Source organism: Streptomyces sp. M92 (assembly GCF_028473745.1).
Taxonomy (GTDB): Bacteria; Actinomycetota; Actinomycetes; order Streptomycetales; family Streptomycetaceae; genus Streptomyces.
On sequence record NZ_CP101137.1, the window covers coordinates 3,511,261 to 3,536,530 of the forward strand.

The window sequence follows — 25,270 nt, forward strand, 5'->3', positions numbered from 1 at the left end:
CTTCTCGGAGGGGGCGCCCCCGGGCCGTGCACCCGCATGCCCGCGTGGCTTTCCTGTCGTAACGTCCCGGTATGACCAATCCGTCCCCGCCGCGCAAGGCCCCCGAGCCGCCCTGGCGCACCGAGGGCACGCCCGACGAGCCCGAGAAGCCGCCCTCCGGCGGCAGGAGGATGCGCGGCGGCTGGTGGAACCTGGTCCTGGCCGCGCTCGTCGTCTACCTCATCGCCAACCTGGTGCTCTCCTTCTTCAACGAGGGTGACGAGCCGACGATCTCCTACACGGAGTTCAGCAAGCAGGTCGACGCGGGCAACGTCAGCAAGATCTACGCCAAGGGCGACGCGATCCAGGGCCAGCTGAAGAAGGCCCGGGACAATCCCGAGGGCGACGGGACGTACACCAAGTTCACGACGGAACGGCCTACTTTCGCCGACGACCGGCTCTGGGGCGAGCTGACCGAGCACAATGTCACCGTCACCGCCGAACCGGTCGTCCAGCAGCGCAGCTTCCTGGTCAACCTGCTGATCGCGCTGGCGCCGATGCTGCTCCTGGTGGTGCTGTGGATCTTCATCGCCCGGCGGATGCGGGGTGCCCTCGGCGGCGGGGCGGGCGGCATGCTCGGCCGCAAGGAGCCGCCCAAGCCGGTCGAGCTGGAGCCCGGCAGGCAGCGCACCACCTTCGCGGACGTCGCCGGGATCGACGAGGTGGAGGGCGAGCTCAGCGATGTCGTCGACTTCCTGAAGAACCCCGGCGCCTACCGCCGCATGGGCGCCAAGATGCCCCGGGGTGTCCTGCTGTCCGGGCCGCCCGGCACCGGGAAGACGCTGCTGGCGCGCGCGGTGGCCGGCGAGGCGGGGGTGCCGTTCTTCTCGGCGTCCGCGTCCGAGTTCATCGAGATGATCGTGGGCGTGGGGGCCTCCCGGGTGCGGGAGCTGTTCGCCGAGGCCCGCAAGGTGGCGCCGTCGATCATCTTCATCGACGAGATCGACACCATCGGCCGGGCCCGTGGCGGCGGCTCCGGCATGGGCGGCCACGACGAGCGCGAGCAGACCCTGAACCAGATCCTCACTGAGATGGACGGCTTCTCCGGCGCCGAGGGCGTGATCGTCATCGCCGCCACCAACCGGGCCGACATCCTCGACGCCGCCCTGACCCGTCCGGGCCGCTTCGACCGGGTGGTCAGCGTCTCGCCGCCGGACCGGGGCGGACGGAAGGCGATCCTGGAGATCCACACCCGCGAGATCCCGCTCGCCCCCGACGTCGACCTCGCCCAGGTGGCCCGCACGACCCCGGGCATGACGGGCGCCGAACTGGCCAACCTCGCCAACGAGGCCGCGCTGATCGCCGTCAAGCGGAAGCAGGACCGGGTGACGCAGGCGAACCTCTCCGAGGCCCTGGAGAAGGTCCAGCTCGGCGCCGAACGTCCCCTGGTGATGCCCGAGGAGGAGCGGCGGCGCACCGCCTACCACGAGAGCGGGCACGCCCTGCTGGGGATGCTGCAGCCGGGCGCCGACCCCGTTCGCAAGATCACCATCGTGCCGCGCGGCCGGGCGCTGGGCGTGACGCTGTCGACGCCGGACGCGGACAAGTACGCGTACACCGAGGAGTACCTGCGCGGGCGGATCATCGGCGCGCTCGGCGGGATGGCGGCCGAGCAGGTGGTGTACGACGTGATCACGACCGGTTCGGAGAGCGACCTCGAGCAGGTCACGCGGATCGCGCGCGGCATGGTGGGCCGCTGGGGGATGAGCCGGCAGGTCGGCCGGCTCTCCGCGTTGCCCGGCGACGCCCAGCAGGCGTACGGGCTCGCCGCCGCCCCGGCGACGCTGGACGCCATCGACGGCGAGATGCGGCGGGTCGTCGACGAGTGCTACGCGGAGGCCGTGCACAAGCTGCGCGACCACCGCGGGCAGCTCGACGCCCTCGCCGAGGCACTGCTCGCGAGCGAGACGCTGGACGAGGCGGACGCCTACCGGATCGCCGGGATCACCCGGCTGACGAAGGAGGGGCCGGAGGCCTGATCACCGTCCGGCTCCCTCCTGACGCGTCTGCGCGCAGAGGCCCACTTCCGTGAGCGCCTCCGCGCGGGTGCCTACTTCTGCGGGAACTTCCAGACGTAGGGCTCGCCGTCCTCTTCCTCCCAGTGGACCTCGACGCTCGTGGCGCCCGCGGGGATCACGTAGGTCTCGCAGAAGACGTGGCTCTCGCCCTGCTTCCAGCTGTCCACGTCGTACGGGTCCTCGCAGCCCGGGGCGTCCTCGGAGGCGCCGATGAGGACGCCGCCGCGCTGTCCGTCGGCGAAGACCGTGGTGCCGTCGTGCACGCTGGAGCCGTCGGTGAGGGCCGGGCCGCTCTTGTGGGTGTACTTGACGTGCGCGGTGGCCAGCACCTTGCCCTTGGCGTCCGCGGCGTCCGCCACCGCCTTGGCGGCCTCCGCCTCGGTACCGACGTCGACCTTCTGCGCCACGATCTCGTAGGTGACCTCGCCCGGGTCCTCCGCGACCTGCCCCGTCGCGCTCTCGCCGGTCGCCAGGTCGCCGCCCGAGGCCGCCTCGGACGGAGAGGCGGACGCCTCGGGGCTCGACGAGCCCTTGCCCTTCGCGTCGGCGTCGCCGTCGTCTCCGCCCCCGCACGCGGTGAGGGCCAGGGCAAGGACGGCGACGGGCGCGGCGAGGCGCAGCGCGGTCTTGTGGTGCGGCACTACAGGCTCCTGTATGCAGATGTGTCTTTCCCCCGAACGGTGGATCAGACTAAAGGCCCGAGATCCGCCTGGTGGAGGGAGTGAGGGCCTGAACCGGCATCTTCACACCATTCACACCTGCATCGCACCTGAGTCAGAAGAAGCCGCTCAGGTACCGTTCCCGCCCGGTCGGAACCGGTCGTCAGGGAATCCGGGCGATCAGGTACCGAAACACGTTCGGCATCCACACGGTCCCGTCCGGCCGCTGGTGCGGATGCAGGGCCTCGGTCAGCTCCTTGTCGACCTGTTCCTGGTCGGTCGCCGCGATCGCCGCGTCGAACAGGCCGGTCGACAGCAGGCCGCGCACCGCGCTGCCGGTGTCGGCGTAGCCGAAGGGGCATGCCACCCGTCCCGAGCCGTCCGGCCTGAGCCCGGCCCGCTGGGCGACCTCCTCCAGGTCGTCACGGAGAGCGGGACGCCAGCTGCCCGCGCTGCGCAACGGGTCCGCGAGCTTGGTGGCCACCCGCAGCACCGACGTCGTGGCGCACCGCTCCGGCGGGCCCCAGCCGGCCAGCACGACGGCCGCTCCCCGCGCGGCGAGGGGCGTGGCCCGGGCGAGCAGTTCGGCGAGCCCGTCCGAGTCGCCCGCGAGGCACCCGATGGGCTCGAAGGCGGTCACCAGGTCGAACGCCGGCTGTGACGGGTCCGCCGCGTCCCGCGGGGTCCCCTCGACGAGCCGTACCGCGTCCGCGCGTACCGAGTGGGCGCGCGCCCGTACGTCGTCGGCACGCGCGCGTGCGTCCCGCGCGCCGGGCGCGTCGGGCGCCTCGGTAAGCAGCCGCCGCCGCGCCAGGTCCAGCCGCTCCGGGAAACGGGAGTCCACCCCGGTCACCGAGGCGCCCCGCGAGGCGGCCATCAGCAGGGCCAGTCCGGAGCCGCAGCCCAGCCCCAGCACGCGTGTGCCGCCGCCCACGTCCAGTCGCTCGTAGACGGCCTCGTAGAGCGGTACGAGCATCCGCTCCTGTATCTCGGACCAGTCACGCGCGCGTGCACGCAGGTCCACGCCGGGCATCGCCCCCGCGTGAGATGAGTGCTGCCGCACGAGCGTAGGTGTCATAGGAAAGCGCCCCAATCGCCGAGTGTTGCCGCCGTGCCCGATTCCATGGCCCCCGTGCAGTGCGCTCGCACTCCCCCCGTATGCCAGGAAACTCCGGGCTCGCCGTGGCGTCCAGTGGTAGCGGCGGCCGGTTTGCCCGATCTCCGCCGCAGTGGCGAGATTTCACTTCCCGGCAACGTGGGCCTGGCCGTGCGGTACTCCGGGTAGCCCCGGTTCGACGCCTCGGGCGGTTGGCCGGAAGGCGTCCCTCGGTGATGACTGCGGGTGGCGGCCGTGCCGACGAGGCGGTTCCGGCCAAGGTCGGCGGGCCCGGCGAACACCCGGCCCGGAGGCGGAGCGGCCCGGGGAGGGGCGGTGCCGCACACCGGTGGCACACCCGGTAACCTCGCTCCCGTCGACGCGTCCCGCGATGCGCCCGATCGGGTGGCGCCCCTCCGGTTCGACCGCGGCCGAAAACGCCTCTTGCGCATCCGCGAGCCTCACGCAACCCGGCGCGTGGACGGGGCCTACGCGCCGGCGCGTACGTCGGACTACGCACCAGCTTGTGACGAGCTGTGAGGCTTCTCCGCAGATCAGCGCACCCGCCCTCGTCGCGACGCATCAGCGGCAACTGACGGGTACGTGCAAATTATTTGGGATGCCCCGGAATAGGAACACAGCGGCACCCCGGCTCGTTGTCATTACGTGAGCACGACACCACCTGTTCTCGCCGCAGAGCTGGCGCAGGCGTGGGCCGACATTCAGCGGCACCACACCGAGCTGCCGGATCTTGCCGCGCCCGAGTCCCTGATCGGAGAGTCGTCGTCCGCCTGCGGGCACGAGCTCTCTTTCGAGCGACTGCTCCATGAGGCAGTCCACGGCATCGCCGCCGCGCGCGGAGTACGCGACACCTCCCGCGCGGGGCGCTATCACAACCGTCGATTCCTTGCGATCGCCGAGGAGCTGGGCCTCGACCACCCCGAGGAGCCGCATCCCAGCAGTGGCTTCTCGCTGGTCACGCTCTCTCCCGAGGCGAAGCGCCGCTACCGTCCGACGATCGAGCGCCTCCAGCGCGCCCTGAAAGCCCACACCGCCGCGACCGCGACCGACTCGGCCCGCAGTTTCCGCGGACCGGCCGCCCGCCACGGCTCCTCCGGGGGAGGGGTGCGCGTGAAGGCGGTCTGCGACTGCGGACGCAATGTACGGGTCGTCCCGTCGGTCCTGGCGCAGGCCCCGATCATGTGCGGTGGCTGCGGCAAGCCGTTCCGGATCCCGGAGGTGGTCGGCGCGGCGGCGGGCTGAGGATCCGGCTGCTCGTGGCAGCCGGATCCGGGCGCGGCGCCCCCGGCCCGCCCCGTCCGCCCCGGTCCGCCCTCGGTCCGAAGGGTCCGCCCGTGTGTGGCACAATGGCTAGCTGTACTCGACAGTCGCACAGGACCCCTCTCTCCTCCGGCTGACGCGTCCATCGGGCACTCGGGTACCGCAACCCCACGCGGCCTTCCCGCCGTGCCCACCCACGTCAAATCCAGGAGAACCCACTCCCGTGGCAGTCAAGATCAAGCTGAAGCGTCTGGGCAAGATCCGTTCGCCTCACTACCGCATCGTCGTCGCCGACTCCCGTACCCGCCGTGACGGCCGGGCCATCGAGGAGATCGGCAAGTACCACCCGACGTACAACCCGTCGGTGATGGAGGTCGACGCCGAGCGCGTGGCGTACTGGCTCTCCGTCGGCGCCCAGCCGACCGAGCCCGTGCTCGCCATCCTGAAGAAGACCGGCGACTGGCAGAAGTTCAAGGGCGAGCCCGCCCCGGCGCCGCTGCTGCAGCCGGCCGAGAAGTCGGCCCGTCCGTCCTTCGAGGCGCTCGGTGGCGACGACGAGGGCAAGGGTGAGGCGATCACCCAGAAGAAGAAGGCCGAGAAGAAGGACGAGGCCCCGGCCGAGTCCGAGTCGACCGAGGCCTGAGCATGCTCGAGGAGGCTCTCGAGCACCTCGTGAAGGGCATCGTCGACAACCCTGACGATGTGCAGGTCGCCTCGCGCAACCTGCGCCGCGGGCGGGTGCTCGAGGTCCGGGTCCACCCCGACGACCTCGGCAAGGTGATCGGCCGCAACGGCCGCACCGCACGCGCTCTGCGCACCGTCGTGGGCGCCATCGGCGGCCGGGGCATCCGCGTCGACCTCGTCGACGTGGACCACGTCCGCTGACGCCGAACGCAGCACCGGCTCGGGCCGGGGAGGGCCACTGGGCCGTCCCCGGCCCGCAGTCGTTGTGAGCCCCGTACGGCAGTAGCCCCGTACGGCTCGCCGCAGTTCCGACAGGAGATCAAGCACAGTGCAGCTGGTAGTCGCGCGCATCGGCCGCGCCCACGGGATCAAGGGCGAGGTCACCGTCGAGGTCCGCACCGACGAGCCGGAGCTGCGGCTCGGGCCCGGCGCCGTCCTGGCCACCGACCCCGCCTCCGCCGGGCCGCTCACCATCGAGACCGGCCGGGTGCACAGCGGACGCCTCCTGCTGCGCTTCGCCGGCGTCCACGACCGCACCGGCGCCGAGGCGCTGCGCAACACCCTCCTGATCGCCGACGTCGACCCGGACGAGCGTCCCGAGGACGAGGACGAGTACTACGACCACCAGCTGATCGACCTCGACGTGGTGACCGAGGACGGCGACGAGGTCGGCCGGATCACCGAGATCTCCCACCTGCCCACGCAGGACCTCTTCGTGGTGGAGCGCCCCGACGGCAGCGAGGTCTACGTGCCGTTCGTCTCCGAGATCGTCACCGGGATCGACCTGGACGAGCAGCGTGCGGTGATCGATCCGCCGCCCGGACTGATCGACGACCGCGCGGAGGTCGCCTCCTCGCGTGACGCCTCGCAGGACGCCTCCGGAGAAGAGGCGTAATGCGGCTCGACGTCGTCACGATCTTCCCCGAGTACCTGGAACCGCTGAACGTCTCCCTGGTCGGCAAGGCACGCGCGCGCGGACAGCTGAACGTCCACGTGCACGACCTCCGCGACTGGACGTACGACCGGCACAACACCGTCGACGACACCCCGTACGGCGGCGGGCCCGGCATGGTGATGAAGACCGAGCCCTGGGGCGACGCGCTGGACGCCGTCCTGGCCGACGGTTACGAGACGGGCTCCGGCGAGCCCGCCCTCATCGTGCCCACGCCCAGCGGCCGGCCCTTCACCCAGGAGCTCGCCGTCCACCTCTCCGAACGGCCCTGGCTGATCTTCACCCCGGCCCGCTACGAGGGCATCGACCGCCGCGTGATCGACGAGTACGCGACCCGGATGCCGGTTTACGAGGTGTCCATCGGCGACTACGTCCTGGCCGGCGGCGAGGCGGCAGTCCTGGTCGTCACCGAGGCCGTGGCGCGGCTGCTGCCCGGCGTCCTGGGCAACGCCGAGTCCCACCGCGACGACTCCTTCGCCCCCGGTGCCATGGCCGGCCTGCTGGAGGGGCCCGTCCACACGAAGCCGCCGCAGTGGCGCGGGCGCGGCATCCCGGACGTACTGCTCAGCGGCCACCACGGGAAGATCGCCCGCTGGCGCCGGGACGAGGCCCTGCGGCGCACCACGGCCAACCGGCCCGACCTGATCGAGCGGTGCGAGCCCGCGGCCTTCGACAAGAAGGACCGCGAGATGCTCTCCATCCTGGGCTGGGAACCCGACCCGGAGGGGGAGCCGTACGGCCGATTTTGGCGCAGGGTCCCGGGCATGGAAGAATAGGCGGCTGTTGTGCGTCCGTCCGGAGCGCGCCCCTGCCACAGGGGGAGACGACGCCCGTCCCGACCCGCACGACCCTGATTCCGAAACACCTAGTTTCCGTTGATGACCTGTGGCATCAGCGAAGAAAGCAGACGAAATGTCTCACCTGCTCGACTCCGTCGACGCCGCGTCGCTGCGCAGCGACGTCCCGGCCTTCCGCCCCGGCGACACCGTCAACGTCCACGTGCGCGTCATCGAGGGCAACCGCTCCCGTGTGCAGCAGTTCAAGGGCGTCGTCATCCGCCGCCAGGGTGCCGGCGTGCGCGAGACCTTCACGGTCCGCAAGGTCTCCTTCTCCGTCGGCGTCGAGCGCACCTTCCCGGTGCACACCCCGATCGTGGAGAAGATCGAGCTCGTCACCAAGGGCGACGTCCGCCGTGCCAAGCTGTACTACCTGCGCGAGCTGCGCGGCAAGGCCGCGAAGATCAAGGAGAAGCGCGAGAGCTGAGCGCCCTCCGAGGTCCGCGCCGGGGCCGGATAGCATCTGGCCCCGATGGACACCGAAGCACAGCACACGGAGCGCGACCGCTCCTCCCACCCCTCCGACTCCGAGCAGCCCTCGGACCCGGAGGGCCCGGAGGAACGGTCGCGTTCCGCGTTGACGGGGTGGATCACGCAGTGGGTGCCGGGCGGCCGGATCACCGTGGCCGTGCTCGGACTGCTGATGTTCCTGCTGCTGTTCAGCACCTTCGTGCTCCAGCCCTTCCAGATCCCCAGCGGATCCATGGAGCGCGGATTGAGGATCGGGGACCGGGTTCTCGTAAACAAGTTGGCGTACCGTTTCGGTGACGGGCCGCGGCGGGGCGACATCGTCGTCTTCGACGGCACCGGGCTCTTCGGGCCCGGCGACTACATCAAACGCGTCGTCGGTGTGGGCGGGGACCACGTGGTGTGCTGCGACAGGGAGGGGAGGGTCCAGGTGAACGGCCAGTCGGCCGACGAATCGGCGTTCCTGTACCCCGGCGACCGTCCGTCCACGGTGCCCTTCGACGTCGTCGTCCCCGACGGCACCCTGCTCGTCCTGGGCGACCACCGCTCCGCCTCCAGCGACTCCCGCGACCACCTGGGTTCGCCGGGCGGCGGCATGGTCCCCGTCGACGAGGTCATTGGCCGCGCCGACTGGATCGTCTGGCCCTTCGGCCACGCCACCCACCTCGACCGACCCGACGCCTACGCGCGCGTGCCGGACGCGGAGGCGGGGGAAGCGGCGGATGGCACCTCCGGCGGCACGTCCGGTGCCGCCTCCGGCACAGCGTCCGGCGGTGCGCGCCGGTCCGAGGGCGCCGATGGGTAGCCGGGGGAAACCGCGCGGGGCGCCCAGCAGCCCCACGGAGAACCTGCTGCCCACCGGTTCACGGCGCACCGGCCCGCCGTCGGGCGGCCGGTCCCGCGCTGAGCGGCGCAAGCTGCAGCGCAAGGTCAAGCGGCGCCGCAGGCGCGGCGCGGTCAAGGAGATACCCCTCCTCATCGGCGTGGCCGTCCTGATAGCGCTGGTGCTGAAGACCTTCCTCGTCCAGGCGTTCGTGATCCCGTCCGGCTCCATGGAGCAGACCATCCGGATCGGTGACCGGGTCCTGGTGGACAAACTCACCCCCTGGTTCGGCTCCGAGCCGCAGCGCGGCGACGTCGTGGTCTTCCGCGACCCCGGCGGCTGGCTCCAGGGCGAGCAGACCGCCAAGAAGGACGACCCCGTCGTCGTCAAGCAGGTCAAGGAAGGCCTCGCCTTCATCGGCCTGCTGCCCTCGGACGACGAGAAGGACCTCATCAAGCGAGTCGTCGGCGTGGGCGGGGACCGGGTCAAGTGCTGTGACACCCAGGGACGCGTCACAGTGAACGGGGTTCCCCTGAACGAGGACTACCTGTACCCCGGCGACGTCCCCTCCAGGACGCCCTTCGACGTCACGGTCCCCGAGGGCCGGCTGTGGGTGATGGGCGACCACCGATCCAACTCCGCCGACTCCCGCGCGCACCAGGACACCGACTTCGGCACGGTGTCCGAGGACGAGGTGGTGGGGCGGGCCATGGTGATCGCCTGGCCGTTCGGCCACTGGACGACCCTGGACGAACCGAAAACGTATGCGTCCGTGTCCGACTCGGCCACCGCCTCGACCACCGCCACCGGGCTGTCGCATAGGGTTGCCCCCTACGATCCGAACGCGATGATTCAACTCCCGACCCCTGCGGAACTCCCGCTCGTTATGGGAGTGGTGGGCCTGCACCGTGTGCGGCGCAGGCGGTGGCAGAGAGTGAGGAGTTGGCGTGGGGGATGTGGCGGTTGGCGCACGGTCCGGACACGACGGCGAGGAGAACCGCGGACACCCCGTGGAAGCGGCCGGCCCGGCCCCGGACGGCGCCCCGGCCTCCGGGCACGACTCCGGGACCGAGGACGGCAGGGTGACGGACGAACAGAACGGGACCGAGGGCGAGGGCGTGGGCGGAACGCCGCCACCCAGGGCCAAGGCGGCCAAGAAGCCGCGCTCCTTCTGGAAGGAGCTGCCGATCCTGATCGGCATCGCGCTGGTGCTCGCGCTGCTGATCAAGACCTTCCTGGTGCAGGCGTTCTCCATCCCGTCCGCCTCGATGCAGAACACGCTCACGATCAATGACCGCGTCCTGGTCGACAAGCTCACCCCCTGGTTCGGCTCGGAACCCGAGCGCGGCGAGATCGTCGTCTTCCACGACCCGGACGACTGGCTGGCCGGTGAGCCGACGCCCGACCCGAACGCACTGCAGACGGTCCTCAGCTGGATCGGCCTGATGCCGTCCGCCGACGAGAAGGACCTGATCAAGCGTGTCATCGGGGTCGGCGGCGACACCGTCGAGTGCGAGGGCACCGGCCCGGTCAAGGTGAACGGCGTGGCGCTGAACGAGGAGTCGTACGTCTACCCCGGCAACACGCCGTGCAGCGTCGACGACCAGGGCGGCCAGTTCAAGGTGAAGGTCCCCGAGGGCCACATCTGGGTCATGGGCGACCACCGGCAGAACTCCCGGGACTCCCGCTACAACCAGTCCGACGAGCACGGCGGCATGGTCCCGGTGAAGGAGGTCGTCGGCCGCGCCATCGTGATCGCCTGGCCGATGAACCGCTGGGACACCCTCCCGGTCCCGGACACCTTCGACCAGGACGGTCTGCAGGCCGGTGGCCCGCAGGCCCGCTCGGCCGCCGCCGCGCTGTCCGTCGCGCCCCAGGGCCTGGCGGTCGCCGGGGTCGTTCCGGTCGTCTGGTGGCGCCGCAGGCGCATCGCCGCCGCCGAGACCCGCTGAGCCGCCTCGATCCCTACGCCCGTCACCGCGGCCGCCGACGGCCGTCACCCCGGCGAGAGCGGCCCCTTCCGGGCTCCAGGAGGGGCTGCCCCGTTCCGGTACCGCCGGGTAAGGTGCGGCTTCATGGGTGGCGAGAGCACGACACGTACGGCCCCGCGAGGCGGCGGCGGTGGCAAGGGCCCGGTGGGCGGCCGGACCGGACAGCGGCTGTCCGGCCTCGCCGTGGCGCTCGGTCTGGTGCTGTTCCTCGGGGGCTTCGCCTGGGGAGCGGTGGTCTACCGCCCCTACACCGTGCCGACCGGCTCCATGTCGCCCAGCATCGACGCCGGTGACCGGGTGCTGGCGCAGCGCATCGACGGCGCCGACGTACGGCGCGGTGACGTCGTCGTCTTCAAGGACGCGACCTGGGCCAACGCCCCGATGGTCAAGCGGGTCGTCGCCGTCGGCGGGGACACCGTCTCCTGCTGCCAGGAGGGCAAGCTCAAGGTCAACGGCAAGGTGATCGACGAGCCGTACCTGGCCGCCGGTACGCCGGCCGAGAACAGCGGCTTCCCCACCGTGACCGTTCCCGAGGGCCGCCTGTTCCTGCTCGGTGACGAGCGGGGCACCTCCGTGGACTCCACCGCCCACCTCACCGACACCGCCGGCGGCACCGTGTCGCGCGCCAACGTGGACGCCCGCGTCGACGCCGTGGTCTGGCCCATGAACGGCATGCTGGAACGTCCGGCCGGCTTCGAGACGCTGGGCGGCCTCTCCTCGCCCGGTCCGCTCAGGACAGTGGTCGGGCTGATCGTCGCCGGCGCGGTACTGATCCTCGGCGGTGCCGCGTACGGGCCCGTCGCCAAGCGGGCCGCAGCCGCCCGCTCCCGGACCGCGACGGGGAGCACCGGTGGCCGCTGAGACGACACCGGCCGGTCAGGACACCTACGAGGGCGGACTGCGCAGGGTCGCCCGGGTGGTGCTGCTCGACCCCGAGGACCGCATCCTGCTCCTGCACGGGCACGAACCCGACGACCCGGCCGACGACTGGTGGTTCACCCCGGGCGGCGGTGTGGAGGGCGAGGAGACCCGTGAGGAGGCCGCACGGCGGGAGCTCGCGGAGGAGACCGGCATCACCGACATCGAGCTCGGCCCGGTGCTGTGGCGGCGCAGATGCTCCTTCCCCTTCGCGGGCCGCCGCTGGGACCAGGACGAGTGGTACTACCTGGCCCGGACGAAGCAGACCGCGACCCAGGCCCTCGGGCTGACCGAACTGGAGCGGCGCAGCGTCGCCGGAGCGCGCTGGTGGACGTGTCGGGAACTGACCCGGGCACATGAGACGGTGTATCCGACCAGACTCGCCGAGCTGCTGCGCGAGCTGCTCGACGAAGGTCCCCCCGCCGGGCCGGTGACCCTGGACACGGAAATCGTCTAGGGGCTCACGGGACTGGCGCACAATGGTGGGACCGCACGGCTGAAGGGGAACATGCCATGAGCGCCGAGGACCTCGAGAAGTACGAGACCGAGATGGAGCTCAAGCTCTACCGGGAGTACCGCGATGTCGTCGGTCTGTTCAAATACGTGATCGAGACCGAGCGGCGTTTCTACCTCACCAACGACTACGAGATGCAGGTGCACTCGGTCCAGGGAGAGGTCTTCTTCGAGGTGTCCATGGCCGACGCCTGGGTGTGGGACATGTACCGCCCGGCCCGGTTCGTGAAACAGGTGCGCGTCCTGACGTTCAAGGACGTGAACATCGAGGAGCTCAACAAGAGCGACCTCGAACTTCCCAGCGGCTGACGATCCGCGCTTGCCACCCGTGTGGGTGGCAAGGTTGTCCACAGTCGTCCGACCGTCCACCAAGATCCAATAGCTCGCCGAGCTGCCCTCATCGTTGGCGCCGGAGGTGGTGCCGACATGAACGCACGAGGTGCGATGGGCAAGTACGGCGAGACGCTCGCCGCCCGCCGGCTGACCGGGGCCGGCATGACGGTCCTGGAGCGCAACTGGCGCTGTGGCCGGACCGGCGAGATCGACATCGTCGCCCGGGACGGGGACGTCCTGGTCGTCTGCGAGGTCAAGACACGCAGGGACGGCTCCTTCGAGCATCCGATGGCCGCGGTGACCCCGGAGAAGGCGGACCGGCTGCGGCGGCTCGCCGAACGCTGGATCCAGACCCACGGAGGGGCTCCGCCCGGCGGCGTCCGCATCGACCTGATCGGGGTGCTCCTCCCGCAGCGCGGGGCCCCGGTGGTCGAGCACGCCCGGGGGGTGGCGTGATGGGATTCGCGCGTACGTGCTCCGTGGCGCTCGTCGGCGTCGAGGGCGTGGTCGTCGAGGTCCAGGCCGACCTGGAGCCGGGCGTGGCGGCGTTCACGCTGGTGGGGCTGCCGGACAAGAGCCTGACCGAGAGCCGGGACCGGGTGCGGGCCGCGGTCGTGAACTCGGGCGCCGAGTGGCCGCAGAAGAAGCTGACGGTGGGCCTCAGCCCGGCGTCGGTGCCGAAGAGCGGCAGCGGCTTCGACATGGCGGTCGCCGCGGCCGTCCTCGGCGCCGCCGAGCGGATCGATCCCCGTGTGCTCGCCGACATCGTGATGATCGGCGAGCTGGGCCTGGACGGACGGGTACGGCCGGTGCGCGGCATCCTCCCGGCGGTCCTGGCCGCGGCGGAGGCCGGCTACGAGCAGGTCGTCGTGCCCGAGTGCGCCGCCGCCGAGGCGTCCTTGGTGCCCGGCGTCTCGGTGCTCGGCGTGCGCAGCCTGCGCCAGCTGATCGCCGTCCTCGCCGACGAGCCCGTGCCGGAGGAGGCACAGGACCAGCAGGGCCGGCCCGACCCGCTCCTGGCGGGCCTGCGCATGCCCGGCACCGGCGCCGCCACCGGGACGCACAGCATGGGCACGGCGCAGTGCGAGAACGGCCGCGACCTGGCCGACGTCGTGGGCCAGGACTCGGCGCGCACGGCGGTGGAGGTCGCCGCGGCCGGCGGACACAACCTGTTCCTGGAGGGGCCGCCGGGCGCCGGCAAGACCATGCTCGCCGAGCGCCTGCCGGCCATCCTGCCCCGGCTCCACCGGACGGAGTCGCTGGAGGTCACCGCCGTGCACTCGGTCGCGGGACTGCTGCCGCCGGGCAAACCCCTGATCGACGTGGCCCCCTACTGCGCACCGCACCACTCCGCCACGATGCAGGCCCTGGTCGGGGGCGGCCCCGGCATGGCACGGCCGGGAGCCGTCTCCCTGGCACACCGGGGCGTCCTGTTCCTGGACGAGACACCCGAATTCAGCGGCCAGGCCCTCGACGCCCTGCGGCAGCCGCTGGAGTCCGGGCACGTCGTCATCGCGCGCAGTGCGGGCGTGGTGCGGTTCCCGGCGCGGTTCCTGATGGTGCTCGCCGCCAATCCCTGCCCGTGCGGGCGGTTCTCGAGGAACGACGAGCTGTGCCAGTGCCCGTCCGCGGCGATCCGCCGCTACCAGGCCAGGCTGTCCGGCCCGCTGCTGGACCGCGTCGATCTGCGGGTCGAGGTGGAGCGCCTCACGCGCGGCCAGCTGGCCGGGGAGGGCTCCCGGGGCGACACCACCGCGACGGTCGCCGACCGGGTGCGGGCGGCCCGCGAACGGGCGGCCGTACGCCTCCACGGCACGCCGTGGCGGTCCAACAGCGAGGTGCCCGGACGCGAGCTGCGCAGCCGCTGGCACACCGCGCCGGGTGCGCTGGAGGAGGCCGAGCGCAGCCTGGAGCGGGGCGCGCTCACCGCCCGGGGCCTCGACCGGGTGCTGCGTGTCGCCTGGACCGTCGCCGACCTCGTCGGCCACGACCGGCCCGACGCACGGGACGTCGCACTGGCGCTGCAACTGCGCACGGGAGTGCCGCGGGGCGTGCCCATGACCCTGGGGGCGCTGACGTGAACGGCGGCGGGGAGGCGCGAGGTCCTGAGGCCTCGCGCGGACGTGAAGACCTGCGTGGGCGCGAGGCAGTGGGCGGGCGGGAAGACCCGCGGGGAGGCGACCTGCCGGGAGGGGATGAAGCGAGGGCAGGCGAGGACGCACGCGGGAGTGAAGATCTGTGCGGGCGGGCGGACGTGCGTGGAGACGCGGCACTGCGTGGAGGTGCGGACGTGCGTGGAGGGACGGACCTGGGTGGAGGTGCGGGCCCGCGTGGGCGTGAGGGCCCGCGCGGAGACGCGGCACTGCGTGGAGGGACGGACCTGCGGGACCTCGACGTTCCGCAAGGACGTGAGGCTTCGCAAGAACGTGCGGAGCCGCGCCGGGGCGACGGTGGGGCGTGCGGCACCTGGGCGGACGACGACGAGCTGCTCGGTCGCGTCTTCCTCACCAGGGTCATCGAACCCGGGGACGAGACCGGTGGCCGGTGGGTGCGTGAGCGCGGTGTCCCCGACGTGGTGCGGCGGCTGCGCGAGGGTGTGCGCCCCCTGCCGGGCGTGAGCCCCAAGCGGTGGGCCGGCCTCTGCGCCCGGGCGGCACGTGCCGACCCCCGCCGGGACCTCGCCGTCGCGCGGGCGGCGGGGGTGCGGTTCGTGACACCCGGGACCGTCGAGTGGCCGGGCCCGCTCGACGACCTGGGCGACGCCCGTCCCCTCGGACTGTGGGTGCGTGGCAGGCCCAGTCTGCGGATGTGGGCGCTCAGGTCGGTGGCAGTCGTGGGCGCCCGCGCCTGCACCGAGTACGGAGCACACATGGCGGCCACCCTCGCCGCCGGCCTGGCGGAACGCGGCTGGGTCGTGGTGTCCGGGGGCGCCTACGGAATCGACGGCGCCGCCCACCGGGGCGCCCTCGGCGCGGGCGGAGCCACGGCGGCCGTGCTGGCCTGCGGCGTCGACCGCCCCTATCCGCCCGGACACGCCAGGCTCATCACCAGGATCGCGGAACAGGGCCTGGTCGTCGGGGAGCTGCCACCGGGCGATCATCCGACGCCGAGCAGATTCATCCTGCGCAACCGCGTGATCGCCGCGCTCACCCGGGGCACGGTGGTCGTCGAGGCCGCCTACCGCAGCGGCTCGCTGGTCACCGCGCGGGCCGCCCAGCGTCTGGGCCGGCACACGATGGGCGTGCCCGGACCGGCCACCAGCGCGCTGTCCGCGGGAGTGCACGAGCTGCTGCGCGGCGACGCGGTGCTCGTCGGCGACGCCGCCGAGGTCGTGGAACTGGTCGGCGACATGGGCGAGGTGGCCCCGGACCGGCGCGGACCGGTGCTCCCCACCGACCTGCTGGAATCCCGCACCCGTCAGGTGCTGGCCGGGCTCCCCGCGCGCGGAGCGGCCACGGCCGCCGAGGTCGCGTGCCGGGCCCAGACCACACAGGACGACGCGATCGCGAGACTGTACGAGCTTCGAGCACTTGGTTACGTCGAACGACACGGCGACGGCTGGAAGTTGACACGCCAGGCGATGATCTCTGTCCGCGGCGCCCGGCCTCCGTCCTGACCCTCCGTGTTCGGCCGTCCGGGGGAACCCCGACGCCCTTGGGAATCCAGGCAGTTGAGGTATTCGAGTGATCACGCAGAGCGATCATCGTCCCCCCTGTAGAGCGTTCAGCGGAACGTATCTGCGCACCGCCCTCCCTCCGCTCTTCGCGCACCGCGACAGCCCAGTCACGCTACGCTCACGAGGACCCCCACGCAGAACACGGACAACAGGCGACAACCAGACAGCAGACCGGCAGCCTCACCAGGCACACCAGATCACGGCAGAACGGCACAAGGCGACGAATGCCCCAGCACACCTCCGGGTCCGACCGGGCGGCGATCCCCCCAGCCGCCCGCGACGGTGGCAGCGTGCGACCGCCCGCCCCCTCGACGCTCGACGAGCTGTGGCGGTCGTACAAGGCGACGGGGGACGAGCGGCTGCGGGAACAGCTGATCCTGCACTACTCGCCCCTCGTGAAGTACGTGGCGGGCCGGGTGAGCGTGGGGCTGCCGCCCAACGTCGAGCAGGCGGACTTCGTCTCCTCCGGCGTGTTCGGACTGATCGACGCGATCGAGAAGTTCGACGTGGACCGCGAGATCAAGTTCGAGACGTACGCGATCACCCGCATCCGGGGCGCGATGATCGACGAGCTGCGGGCCCTGGACTGGATCCCGCGGTCGGTGCGGCAGAAGGCCCGCAACGTCGAGCGTGCCTACGCGACGCTGGAGGCCCGGCTGCGCCGCACCCCGTCGGAGAGCGAGGTGGCCGTCGAGATGGGCATCGCGGTGGAGGACCTCCATGCCGTGTTCAGCCAGTTGTCGCTGGCCAACGTGGTGGCGCTGGAGGAGTTGCTGCACGCCGGGGGCGAGGGCGGGGACCGGCTGAGCCTCATGGACACGCTGGAGGACACCGCCGCCGACAATCCGGTGGAGGTCGCCGAGGACCGGGAGCTGCGGCGGTTCCTGGCGCGCGCGATCAACACGCTGCCCGAGCGGGAGAAGACCGTCGTCACGCTGTACTACTACGAGGGGCTCACGCTCGCCGAGATCGGGAACGTGCTGGGTGTGACGGAGAGCCGGGTCAGCCAGATCCACACCAAGTCGGTGCTGCAACTGCGGGCGAAGCTCGCCGGATTCGGCCGCTGAGCCGCGCTCGCGCCCGGTGGCCGGCGCTCCCCGTGACCCGGTCGGCGGTCGTGCGGGCGGGTGAGCGACTCCCGCAGGCGGGCCCGCGTCCGTAAAGTGGTGGGGTGCCAAGGATTCGAGCGGCCTCCGTGGCCGAGCACCGGTCGATGCAGCGTGCCGCCCTGCTGGACGCGGCCCGCTCCCTGCTGTCCGACGGCGGGACGGAGGCGCTGACCTTCCCCGCCCTCGCCGAGCGCACGGGCCTCGCCCGGTCGTCCGTCTACGAGTACTTCCGGTCGCGGGCCGCTGTCGTCGAGGAGCTGTGTGCCGTCGACTTCCCGGTCTGGGCCGCGGAGGTCGAGGCGGCGATGGAGCGCGAGACGAGCCCCGAGGGCAAGGTCGAGGCGTACGTCCGCAAGCAGCTCGGCCTCGTCGGGGACCGGCGGCACCGGGCCGTCGTGGCGATCTCCGCGAGCGAGCTGGACGCCGGCGCGCGGGAGAAGATCCGCGCGGCACACGGCGGGCTGATCGCGATGATCGTCGAGGCGCTGGGGCAGATGGGGCACGCCCAGCCCCGGCTGGCCGCGATGCTGCTCCAGGGCGTCGTGGACGCGGCCGTACGCCGGATCGAGCTGGGCGCGGCGGAGGATCCGACGGCGATCACCGAGGCGGCGGTCTCCATGGCACTGCGCGGCGTGCGGGGCTGACGGCCCCGTCCGGAGGACGAGGCCCGAAGCCCGCCCCCTACGCCCGTGGCCGGGCGGGCTCCGGTACCCCGAGGACCGGCAGCAGGACCGGGGGCCCTCCGTCCAGCAGCCAGGGCGGGAGCAGGGAGAGCGGGTCCAGGTAGACGTCGCCGCGCAGCAGGCCCCAGTGCAGGCAGCCCGTGCAGTGCGAGCCCGTGGGCTCCACCGTGCCGAGCACCTCCCCGGCCGCGACATCGTCCCCCTTCTCCACCGAGACCGAGACCGCCACCGGTTCGTACGTCGTCCGCAGCGGTGGTTCCCCCGTCCCCGTCAGCTCGACCGAGACGACGCCCCGCCCCGCCACCCGCCCCGCGAACGACACCGTCCCGCCCGCCACCGCCCGAACCGGTGCCCCGGCCGGCGCGGCGAGGTCCACGCCGCGGTGCCCCCGGCCGTACGGGGTCACCGGAGGCTCCCAGCCCCGCAGCACCGCCGGCCGGTCACCGACCGGCCAGCCGCGCGCACGGCCGGCACCCCCGCGTCCCGCGCTCCGGGGCCCGGACCGCCCGTTCCTGGCGCCTCCGGTCCCCGCGCCTCCTGCCCCGGCGCCTCGGGTTCCGGTGTCTCCGGACCACGCAGCCCCGGACCCGAGGCCCCGGCGTCCGCGGGCTGGCCCTCGCTCGCGCCCGCCACGGTCGCCCCGGCCGGTTCCGCCACGGCACTCGCGGCCGGTTCCGCCACGGCACTCCCGGCCGGTCCCACCGCGGCACTCCCGGCCGGTTCCGCCATCGTGCTCCCGGCCGGTCCCGCTACCACCGTCAGCAGCAGCGCCGCCCACACACCCGCACTCGCCCATCGCCTCGTTCGCATGCCCGAAACCGTCCCGCACTCCGGCCGGTCGCCGGTCCGCCCTGTGGACCGCTCCCCGGTTGTGGACAGCCGCGTCACCCGGTGCCCCGCGGGTCCCGTACACTTCTGATGGCGATCCGGGTCACCGGGTCGACTTCGCACGCCCCGACACGAGGCCGGTCAAGGCTCGTGTCAGCGCCCCTCGGTCCCTTGTGGCAGGCGCGTCGCGGGCGTCAGGCGCGGGAGCCGTCCGGCTCGCGCGGCACAACCGAGAACACCAAGGAGATACGGCCATGGCCGTCGTCACGATGCGGGAGCTGCTGGAAAGCGGCGTCCACTTCGGTCACCAGACCCGTCGTTGGAACCCGAAGATGAAGCGCTTCATCTTCACGGAGCGCAACGGCATCTACATCATCGACCTGCTCCAGTCGCTGTCGTACATCGACCGCGCCTACGAGTTCGTCAAGGAGACCGTCGCCCACGGCGGCACGGTCATGTTCGTCGGCACGAAGAAGCAGGCGCAGGAGGCCATCGCCGAGCAGGCCACCCGCGTCGGCATGCCCTACGTCAACCAGCGCTGGCTGGGCGGCATGCTCACCAACTTCTCGACCGTCTACAAGCGCCTGCAGCGCCTGAAGGAGCTCGAGCAGATCGACTTCGAGGACGTGGCCGCCTCCGGCCTCACCAAGAAGGAGCTGCTGGTCCTCTCCCGCGAGAAGGCCAAGCTGGAGAAGACCCTCGGCGGTATCCGCGAGATGTCCAAGGTGCCCAGCGCCGTCTGGATCGTGGACACCAAGAAGGAGCACATCGCGGTCGGCGAGGCCCGGAAGCTCAACATCCCGGTCGTCGCCATCCTCGACACCAACTGCGACCCCGACGAGGTCGACTACAAGATCCCGGGCAACGACGACGCGATCCGCTCCGTCACCCTGCTCACCCGCGTGATCGCCGACGCCGTCGCCGAGGGCCTCATCGCCCGCTCCGGTGCCGGCAAGGCCGCCGAGGGCGACAAGGCCGCGGGCGAGCCGCTCGCCGAGTGGGAGCGCGACCTGCTCGAGGGCGAGAAGAAGGCCGAGGAGGCGCCCGCCGCCGAGGCCGAGAAGCCCGCCGAGGCTCCGGCCGCCGAGGCCGCCCCGGCCGCCGAGGCGCCCGCCGCCGAGGCTCCTGCCGCGGACGCCGAGCAGGCCTGACCCCTCACCACCTTCGGGTTCTGGACGGCGGGGGCCCATGAAGCCCCCGCCGTCCGGCGCCCGTAGATCTTCAGACTTCGAGAGAGATTCCGGAATCATGGCGAACTACACCGCCGCCGACGTCAAGAAGCTCCGCGAGCTCACCGGCGCCGGCATGATGGACTGCAAGAAGGCGCTGGACGAGGCCGAGGGCAACGTCGAGAAGGCCGTCGAGGCGCTCCGCATCAAGGGCCAGAAGGGCGTCGCCAAGCGCGAGGGCCGCTCCGCCGAGAACGGCGCGGTCGTCTCGATCATCGCCGACGACAACACCTCGGGTGTCATCGTCGAGCTGAAGTGCGAGACGGACTTCGTCGCCAAGGGCGAGAAGTTCCAGAACGTCGCCACGGCCATCGCCGAGCACGTCGCCAAGGCCGCCCCGGCCGACATCGAGGCGCTCCTCGCCTCCGAGATCGAGCCCGGCAAGACCGTCCAGGCGTTCGTGGACGAGGCCAACGCCAACCTCGGCGAGAAGATCGTCCTGGACCGCTTCGCGCAGTTCTCCGGCGGCTTCGTGACCGCGTACATGCACCGCACGATGCCCGACCTGCCCCCGCAGATCGGTGTCCTCGTCGAGCTGGACAAGCCGAACGCCGAGATCGCCAAGGGCGTCGCCCAGCACATCGCCGCCTTCGCGCCGAAGTACCTCTCCAAGGAGGACGTCCCGGCCGAGGTCGTCGAGTCCGAGCGCCGCGTCGCCGAGGAGACCACCCGCGCCGAGGGCAAGCCCGAGGCCGCCCTGCCGAAGATCGTCGAGGGTCGCCTCAACGGCTTCTTCAAGGACGCCACCCTGCTCGGCCAGCCCTACGCCCTGGACAACAAGAAGTCCGTCCAGAAGGTGCTGGAAGAGGCCGGTGTCACCCTGAAGCGCTTCTCGCGCATCAAGGTCGGCATCTGAGTCCGTACCGCGACGGACGCGCGACCCCGGTAGGGTCGACGCAAGTCGTCGGCGCCGTACGCGCTTGCCGTGGCGCACGCGCGCGCGGCGGCGGACGACAGCAGATCTGACGAGGAGGCCATTGCCGCGTACGGGATGCGAAACACGCCCCCACCGGCAGTGGCCTTCTTCGTGTGTGTGACCACGTAAAAGAGGCGAGAGCTCCATGACCACCAATGCCGAGAAGAGCGACGACGGCAAAGTACGCGGCCGCTTCATGCTGAAGCTGTCCGGAGAGGCCTTCTCCGGCGGCGGGGGCCTGGGCGTCGACCCCGACGTGGTGCACGCCATCGCCCGCGAGATCGCGGCCGTCGTACGCGACGGCGCCCAGATCGCGGTCGTCATCGGCGGCGGCAACTTCTTCCGCGGCGCCGAACTGCAGGTGCGCGGCATGGACCGGGCCCGCTCCGACTACATGGGCATGCTCGGCACCGTGATGAACTGCCTGGCCCTCCAGGACTTCCTGGAGAAGGAAGGCGTCGACTGCCGCGTGCAGACCGCCATCACCATGGGCCAGGTCGCCGAGCCGTACATCCCGCTGCGCGCCGTGCGCCACCTGGAGAAGGGCCGCGTGGTCATCTTCGGCGCCGGTATGGGCATGCCCTACTTCTCCACCGACACCACCGCTGCCCAGCGCGCCCTCGAGATCGACGCCGAGGCGCTGCTCATGGGCAAGAACGGCGTGGACGGGGTCTACGACTCCGACCCGAAGACCAACCCGGACGCCGTGAAGTTCGACGCGCTCGGCTACGGCGAGGTCATCACCCGCGACCTGAAGGTCGCCGACGCGACGGCCGTCACGCTCTGCCGCGACAACAGCCTCCCGATCGTGGTCTTCGAGCTGCTGAAGGAGGGCAATATCGCCCGCGCCGTCAAGGGTGAGAAGATCGGCACGCTTGTGGGTGACCAGGACAGCCGGGACTGACCGGAGAAGCACCCCCCGTCCGTGGACACCACCTGTCCGGGGGACGGACGGGACGGGACCGGGCCGGGGGATGGACAATGTCCCGCCGGTCCGGAACCGTGCAGGAAGAACGCGACGCAGCCGGCCGCAGCTCCGACAGGGGACCGCAGCCGGGCCTACTCAAGACACGCAGGAGCAAGTGGTGATCGAAGAGACCCTCCTCGAGGCCGAGGAGAAGATGGAGAAGGCCGTCGTGGTCGCCAAGGAGGACTTCGCCGCGATCCGCACCGGCCGTGCGCACCCGGCGATGTTCAACAAGATCGTGGCCGACTACTACGGCGCGCTGACGCCGATCAACCAGCTGGCCTCGTTCTCCGTGCCCGAGCCGCGCATGGCCGTGGTGACCCCCTTCGACAAGAGCGCCCTGCGCAACATCGAACAGGCGATCCGCGACTCCGACCTGGGTGTCAACCCCAGCAACGACGGCAACATCATCCGGGTGACGTTCCCCGAGCTCACCGAGGAGCGCCGCCGCGACTACATCAAGGTCGCCAAGGCCAAGGGCGAGGACGCCAAGGTCTCGATCCGCTCCGTGCGCCGCAAGGCCAAGGACGCCATCGACAAGATGGTCAAGGACGGCGAGGTGGGCGAGGACGAGGGCCGCCGTGCGGAGAAGGAGCTCGACGACACCACCGCCAAGTACGTCGCCCAGGTGGACGAGCTCCTGAAGCACAAGGAAGCGGAGCTGCTCGAGGTCTGATGAACGACTCTTCCTGGGGAGCGCCGCCACAAGCCGGGTACTGGGGGCCGTCCGACCGGGGACCTGTCCAGGGCGCTGCCCCGGCGGGTCCCGCGTACGATGCGCACTACGCGCAGCAGACTCGCCCCATGCCCATCGTGCCCGACGTACCCGAACACGGCGGTGACCAGGACCACGACCAGGGGACCGCTCGGCTGAGCGGTCCCCTGTTCGACGAGCACCAGTCGGCGCAGCCGTATGCGGCGGCGCCGCGGAATCCGGAGCCCATGCCCGACGCCCCGCAGCCGGCGCAGCCCCAGCCGCAGCCGCAGAAGAAGAGCGCGGGGCGCGACCTGGGTGCCGCGATAGGGGTCGGCGTCGGACTCGGCGTGGTCATCATCGCGTCGCTGTTCGTCGTCAAGGCCGTCTTCGTCGGCGTGATCGCGGTCGCCGTCGTGGTGGGCCTGTGGGAGCTGACCAAGCGGCTCGACGAGCGCAAGGGCATCAAGGCGCCCCTCGTGCCGCTCGCCGTCGGCGGCGCGGCGATGGTCGTCGCCGGGTACGTACGGGGCTCCGAGGGCGCGTGGGTGGCCATGGCGCTCACGGCGCTCGCGGTGCTGGTCTGGCGGATGACCGAACCGCCGGAGGGCTATCTCAAGGACGTCACCGCGGGCCTGTTCGCCGCGTTCTACGTGCCGTTCCTCGCCACGTTCGTCGCGATGATGCTGATGGCGGACGACGGCGCCTGGCGCGTCCTGACCTTCCTGGTCCTCACCGTGGTCAGCGACACCGGCGCGTACGCGGTCGGCTGGCGCTTCGGCAGGACCAAGCTCGCCCCGCGCATCAGCCCCGGCAAGACCCGCGAGGGCCTGCTCGGCGCGGTCGCCTTCGCGATGGCGGCGGGCGCGCTGTGCATGCAGTTCGCCATCGACGGCGGCACGTGGTGGCAGGGCCTGCTCCTCGGACTCGCGGTCGCCGTCAGCGCCACCCTCGGCGACCTCGGCGAGTCCATGATCAAGCGGGACCTCGGCATCAAGGACATGGGCACGCTGCTGCCGGGGCACGGCGGCATCATGGACCGCCTGGACTCGCTGCTGCCGACGGCGCCGGTGGTGTGGCTGCTGCTGGTGATCTTCGTCGGCTCGGGTTGACGGTCATCGGGTAGCCTGGAAGGGCCTGCGGCGTGTGGCCGCGGGCCCTTCCGTGTATCCCCGCCGACGCGGGGATGATCCAGTGAGGTCTCCTGGCTTCGGCATGGCTCTGCCGTTCTCCCCGCCGACCGCGGGGGTTGTTGCCAAGGCCCGCCGTCATGAGGAGTTGTCCGACCGTGGCCCGTCCAGCCCCCGGTGAGCTGACCTTCGCCGCACCCCGCGGAGCGAAGCGGCCGCCGCGGCACCTCGCCGACCTCACGCCCGCCGAGCGCAAGGAGGCCGTCGCCGCCATCGGCGAGAAGCCGTTCCGCGCCAAGCAGCTCTCGCAGCACTACTTCGCGCGGTACGCGCACGACCCCGAGCAGTGGACCGACATCCCGGCCGGTTCCCGCGAGGGGCTGCGGGAGGCGCTGCTGCCCGAGCTGATGTCGGTCGTGCGGCACCTGTCGACCGACCAGGGCACCACCCGCAAGACGCTGTGGAAGCTGTTCGACGGGACGCTCGTCGAGTCCGTGCTCATGCGCTACCCGGACCGGGTGACCATGTGCATCAGCTCCCAGGCGGGCTGCGGCATGAACTGCCCGTTCTGCGCCACCGGCCAGGCCGGCCTGGACCGCAACCTGTCGACGGCCGAGATCGTGCACCAGATCGTGGACGGCATGCGGGCGCTCAGGGACGGGGAGGTCCCCGGCGGGCCGGCCCGGCTCAGCAACATCGTGTTCATGGGCATGGGCGAGCCCCTCGCCAACTACAACCGGGTCGTCGGCGCCATCCGCCGGCTCACCGACCCCGAGCCCGACGGACTCGGCCTGTCCCAGCGCGGCATCACCGTCTCCACGGTCGGTCTCGTCCCGGCGATCCACCGCTTCACCGGCGAGGGCTTCAAGTGCCGCCTCGCCATTTCCCTGCACGCCCCCGACGACGAGCTGCGCGACACCCTCGTCCCCGTGAACACGCGGTGGAAGGTGCGCGAGGTGCTGGACGCCGGGTTCGAGTACGCGGCGACGTCGGGACGCCGGCTGTCCATCGAGTACGCCCTGATCCGCGACATCAACGACCAGGCCTGGCGCGGTGACCGCCTCGGACGGCTGCTCAAGGGCAGGCCCGTGCACGTCAACCTCATCCCGCTCAACCCGACGCCCGGCTCCAAGTGGACCGCCTCGCGGCCCGAGGACGAGAAGGCGTTCGTGGAGGCGATCGCGGCACACGGTGTGCCGGTGACCATCCGGGACACCCGTGGCCAGGAGATCGACGGGGCGTGCGGGCAGCTCGCCGCGAGCGAGAGGTAACCTGACCGGCGGAAGTACGACCTGACAGAAATCACATCTTCATATTCCGACAGGGGAGCGCCACAGCGCTGAGAGTGCGGCACCGGCCGCAGACCCTCCGAACCTGGCCCAGGTCATTCTGGGTAGGGAGATCGGTCACCACTCGAGCTGTTGCGC

Annotated in this window: 25 protein-coding genes, 2 pseudogenes and 1 riboswitch; of the genes and pseudogenes, 24 read left to right on the top strand and 3 right to left on the bottom strand. The window is 71.7% G+C overall.

The annotated features are described in order from the left end of the window. Positions 1-71: 71 nt before the first annotated feature. Entirely contained in the window at positions 72-2,018 is a 1,947-nt protein-coding gene (ftsH, locus tag M6G08_RS16020; RefSeq protein WP_272587839.1) for an ATP-dependent zinc metalloprotease FtsH, read from the top strand. Between the two features lie 71 nt (positions 2,019-2,089). On the opposite strand, the gene M6G08_RS16025 is transcribed toward ftsH, so the two are convergent. Next, positions 2,090-2,698 carry a hypothetical protein gene (locus M6G08_RS16025; RefSeq protein ID WP_272587840.1) on the bottom strand — a complete coding sequence of 203 codons (609 nt, stop codon included), beginning with the start codon at positions 2,696-2,698 and terminating at the stop codon, positions 2,090-2,092. Between the two features lie 181 nt (positions 2,699-2,879). Next, a complete protein-coding gene (locus M6G08_RS16030; RefSeq protein WP_272587841.1) occupies positions 2,880-3,794 on the bottom strand; it encodes a class I SAM-dependent methyltransferase in 915 nt (304 codons plus the stop codon). Between the two features lie 684 nt (positions 3,795-4,478). Between M6G08_RS16030 and M6G08_RS16035 the strand changes: the two genes are divergently transcribed. From M6G08_RS16035 to M6G08_RS16115, 17 genes and pseudogenes are all read left to right on the top strand, one after another. After that, entirely contained in the window at positions 4,479-5,075 is a 597-nt protein-coding gene (locus tag M6G08_RS16035; RefSeq protein ID WP_043379434.1) for a hypothetical protein, read from the top strand. A gap of 241 nt (positions 5,076-5,316) precedes the next feature. After that, entirely contained in the window at positions 5,317-5,736 is a 420-nt protein-coding gene (gene rpsP, locus M6G08_RS16040) for a 30S ribosomal protein S16 (RefSeq protein ID WP_073731582.1), read from the top strand. A 2-nt stretch (positions 5,737-5,738) separates the two neighbouring features. After that, the gene (locus M6G08_RS16045; protein WP_004924853.1) at positions 5,739-5,978 is read left to right on the top strand and encodes an RNA-binding protein; all 240 of its coding nucleotides are present in this window, start codon (positions 5,739-5,741) and stop codon (positions 5,976-5,978) included. A 127-nt stretch (positions 5,979-6,105) separates the two neighbouring features. After that, entirely contained in the window at positions 6,106-6,672 is a 567-nt protein-coding gene (rimM, locus tag M6G08_RS16050) for a ribosome maturation factor RimM (RefSeq protein WP_272587842.1), read from the top strand. Next, positions 6,672-7,505 (top strand): tRNA (guanosine(37)-N1)-methyltransferase TrmD, encoded by an 834-nt coding sequence (gene trmD, locus M6G08_RS16055; protein WP_272587843.1) that lies wholly within the window; start codon positions 6,672-6,674, stop codon positions 7,503-7,505. The genes rimM and trmD overlap by 1 nt, the downstream gene beginning before the upstream one ends. Before the next feature lie 136 nt (positions 7,506-7,641). Next, the gene (gene rplS / locus M6G08_RS16060; protein ID WP_007444857.1) at positions 7,642-7,992 is read left to right on the top strand and encodes a 50S ribosomal protein L19; all 351 of its coding nucleotides are present in this window, start codon (positions 7,642-7,644) and stop codon (positions 7,990-7,992) included. A 45-nt stretch (positions 7,993-8,037) separates the two neighbouring features. Beyond that, the gene (lepB, locus tag M6G08_RS16065) at positions 8,038-8,838 is read left to right on the top strand and encodes a signal peptidase I (RefSeq protein WP_272587844.1); all 801 of its coding nucleotides are present in this window, start codon (positions 8,038-8,040) and stop codon (positions 8,836-8,838) included. Then, a pseudogene (gene lepB, locus M6G08_RS16070) lies at positions 8,831-9,910 on the top strand (signal peptidase I); the annotation flags it as partial. The gene lepB (M6G08_RS16065) and the pseudogene lepB (M6G08_RS16070), both read left to right, overlap by 8 nt. Beyond that, positions 9,804-10,808: a signal peptidase I gene (lepB, locus tag M6G08_RS16075; RefSeq protein ID WP_272587845.1), complete on the top strand. Its 1,005-nt coding sequence runs from the start codon at positions 9,804-9,806 to the stop codon at positions 10,806-10,808. The pseudogene lepB (M6G08_RS16070) and the gene lepB (M6G08_RS16075), both read left to right, overlap by 107 nt. Positions 10,809-10,931: 123 nt before the next feature. Then, the gene (lepB, locus tag M6G08_RS16080) at positions 10,932-11,708 is read left to right on the top strand and encodes a signal peptidase I (RefSeq protein WP_272587846.1); all 777 of its coding nucleotides are present in this window, start codon (positions 10,932-10,934) and stop codon (positions 11,706-11,708) included. After that, a complete protein-coding gene (locus tag M6G08_RS16085; protein ID WP_272587847.1) occupies positions 11,698-12,222 on the top strand; it encodes an NUDIX hydrolase in 525 nt (174 codons plus the stop codon). The genes lepB (M6G08_RS16080) and M6G08_RS16085 overlap by 11 nt, the downstream gene beginning before the upstream one ends. Positions 12,223-12,278: 56 nt before the next feature. Continuing rightward, entirely contained in the window at positions 12,279-12,587 is a 309-nt protein-coding gene (locus tag M6G08_RS16090) for a DUF2469 domain-containing protein (protein ID WP_003993268.1), read from the top strand. A gap of 117 nt (positions 12,588-12,704) precedes the next feature. Then, positions 12,705-13,067 carry a YraN family protein gene (locus M6G08_RS16095; RefSeq protein WP_272587848.1) on the top strand — a complete coding sequence of 121 codons (363 nt, stop codon included), beginning with the start codon at positions 12,705-12,707 and terminating at the stop codon, positions 13,065-13,067. Continuing rightward, positions 13,067-14,692 carry a YifB family Mg chelatase-like AAA ATPase gene (locus M6G08_RS16100; RefSeq protein ID WP_272587849.1) on the top strand — a complete coding sequence of 542 codons (1,626 nt, stop codon included), beginning with the start codon at positions 13,067-13,069 and terminating at the stop codon, positions 14,690-14,692. The genes M6G08_RS16095 and M6G08_RS16100 overlap by 1 nt, the downstream gene beginning before the upstream one ends. 404 nt (positions 14,693-15,096) lie before the next feature. Then, positions 15,097-16,227, top strand: a complete 1,131-nt coding sequence (gene dprA, locus M6G08_RS16105) for a DNA-processing protein DprA (RefSeq protein ID WP_272591351.1) — start codon at positions 15,097-15,099, stop codon at positions 16,225-16,227. A gap of 284 nt (positions 16,228-16,511) precedes the next feature. Continuing rightward, positions 16,512-17,354, top strand: coding sequence for an RNA polymerase sigma factor WhiG (gene whiG, locus M6G08_RS16110; RefSeq protein ID WP_055421734.1), 843 nt, complete (start codon positions 16,512-16,514; stop codon positions 17,352-17,354). Positions 17,355-17,482: 128 nt separating this feature from the next. Then, positions 17,483-18,040 carry a TetR/AcrR family transcriptional regulator gene (locus M6G08_RS16115; RefSeq protein ID WP_272591352.1) on the top strand — a complete coding sequence of 186 codons (558 nt, stop codon included), beginning with the start codon at positions 17,483-17,485 and terminating at the stop codon, positions 18,038-18,040. Between the two features lie 37 nt (positions 18,041-18,077). Here M6G08_RS16115 and M6G08_RS16120 read toward each other — a convergent pair. After that, positions 18,078-18,553 (bottom strand): annotated as a pseudogene (locus tag M6G08_RS16120) (murein hydrolase activator EnvC family protein). A gap of 608 nt (positions 18,554-19,161) precedes the next feature. Here M6G08_RS16120 and rpsB point away from each other — a divergent pair. The 6 genes from rpsB (at position 19,162) to rlmN (ending at position 25,114) form a co-directional block, all read left to right on the top strand. Further along, entirely contained in the window at positions 19,162-20,058 is an 897-nt protein-coding gene (gene rpsB, locus M6G08_RS16125; protein ID WP_073731571.1) for a 30S ribosomal protein S2, read from the top strand. 97 nt (positions 20,059-20,155) lie between these two features. Further along, entirely contained in the window at positions 20,156-20,992 is an 837-nt protein-coding gene (tsf, locus tag M6G08_RS16130) for a translation elongation factor Ts (RefSeq protein WP_272587850.1), read from the top strand. A gap of 205 nt (positions 20,993-21,197) precedes the next feature. Then, the gene (gene pyrH, locus M6G08_RS16135) at positions 21,198-21,956 is read left to right on the top strand and encodes a UMP kinase (RefSeq protein WP_043379389.1); all 759 of its coding nucleotides are present in this window, start codon (positions 21,198-21,200) and stop codon (positions 21,954-21,956) included. Positions 21,957-22,137: 181 nt separating this feature from the next. Then, positions 22,138-22,695, top strand: coding sequence for a ribosome recycling factor (gene frr, locus M6G08_RS16140; RefSeq protein WP_272587851.1), 558 nt, complete (start codon positions 22,138-22,140; stop codon positions 22,693-22,695). Then, on the top strand, positions 22,695-23,825 hold the full coding sequence (locus M6G08_RS16145; RefSeq protein ID WP_272587852.1) for a phosphatidate cytidylyltransferase: 1,131 nt from the start codon (positions 22,695-22,697) through the stop codon (positions 23,823-23,825). Before frr ends, M6G08_RS16145 begins: the two co-directional genes overlap by 1 nt. 158 nt (positions 23,826-23,983) lie before the next feature. Next, the gene (gene rlmN, locus M6G08_RS16150) at positions 23,984-25,114 is read left to right on the top strand and encodes a dual-specificity RNA methyltransferase RlmN (protein WP_272587854.1); all 1,131 of its coding nucleotides are present in this window, start codon (positions 23,984-23,986) and stop codon (positions 25,112-25,114) included. Between the two features lie 41 nt (positions 25,115-25,155). Beyond that, a riboswitch (TPP riboswitch) is annotated at positions 25,156-25,261 on the top strand. Positions 25,262-25,270: the final 9 nt, after the last annotated feature.

Bases quoted from the DNA above. Each gene is read 5' to 3' on its own strand.
- ftsH (WP_272587839.1), top strand. From the start codon at position 72: ATGACCAATCCGTCCCCGCCGCGCAAGGCCCCCGAGCCGCCCTGGCGC.
- M6G08_RS16045 (WP_004924853.1), top strand. From the start codon at position 5,739: ATGCTCGAGGAGGCTCTCGAGCACCTCGTGAAGGGCATCGTCGACAAC.
- rlmN (WP_272587854.1), top strand. From the start codon at position 23,984: ATGAGGAGTTGTCCGACCGTGGCCCGTCCAGCCCCCGGTGAGCTGACC.
- M6G08_RS16030 (WP_272587841.1), bottom strand. From the start codon at position 3,794: ATGACACCTACGCTCGTGCGGCAGCACTCATCTCACGCGGGGGCGATG.
- M6G08_RS16145 (WP_272587852.1), top strand. From the start codon at position 22,695: ATGAACGACTCTTCCTGGGGAGCGCCGCCACAAGCCGGGTACTGGGGG.
- trmD (WP_272587843.1), top strand. From the start codon at position 6,672: ATGCGGCTCGACGTCGTCACGATCTTCCCCGAGTACCTGGAACCGCTG.
- rpsB (WP_073731571.1), top strand. From the start codon at position 19,162: ATGGCCGTCGTCACGATGCGGGAGCTGCTGGAAAGCGGCGTCCACTTC.
- whiG (WP_055421734.1), top strand. From the start codon at position 16,512: ATGCCCCAGCACACCTCCGGGTCCGACCGGGCGGCGATCCCCCCAGCC.
- rplS (WP_007444857.1), top strand. From the start codon at position 7,642: ATGTCTCACCTGCTCGACTCCGTCGACGCCGCGTCGCTGCGCAGCGAC.
- M6G08_RS16095 (WP_272587848.1), top strand. From the start codon at position 12,705: ATGAACGCACGAGGTGCGATGGGCAAGTACGGCGAGACGCTCGCCGCC.
- lepB (WP_272587846.1), top strand. From the start codon at position 10,932: ATGGGTGGCGAGAGCACGACACGTACGGCCCCGCGAGGCGGCGGCGGT.
- tsf (WP_272587850.1), top strand. From the start codon at position 20,156: ATGGCGAACTACACCGCCGCCGACGTCAAGAAGCTCCGCGAGCTCACC.
- lepB (WP_272587844.1), top strand. From the start codon at position 8,038: ATGGACACCGAAGCACAGCACACGGAGCGCGACCGCTCCTCCCACCCC.
- pyrH (WP_043379389.1), top strand. From the start codon at position 21,198: ATGACCACCAATGCCGAGAAGAGCGACGACGGCAAAGTACGCGGCCGC.
- M6G08_RS16100 (WP_272587849.1), top strand. From the start codon at position 13,067: ATGGGATTCGCGCGTACGTGCTCCGTGGCGCTCGTCGGCGTCGAGGGC.
- M6G08_RS16090 (WP_003993268.1), top strand. From the start codon at position 12,279: ATGAGCGCCGAGGACCTCGAGAAGTACGAGACCGAGATGGAGCTCAAG.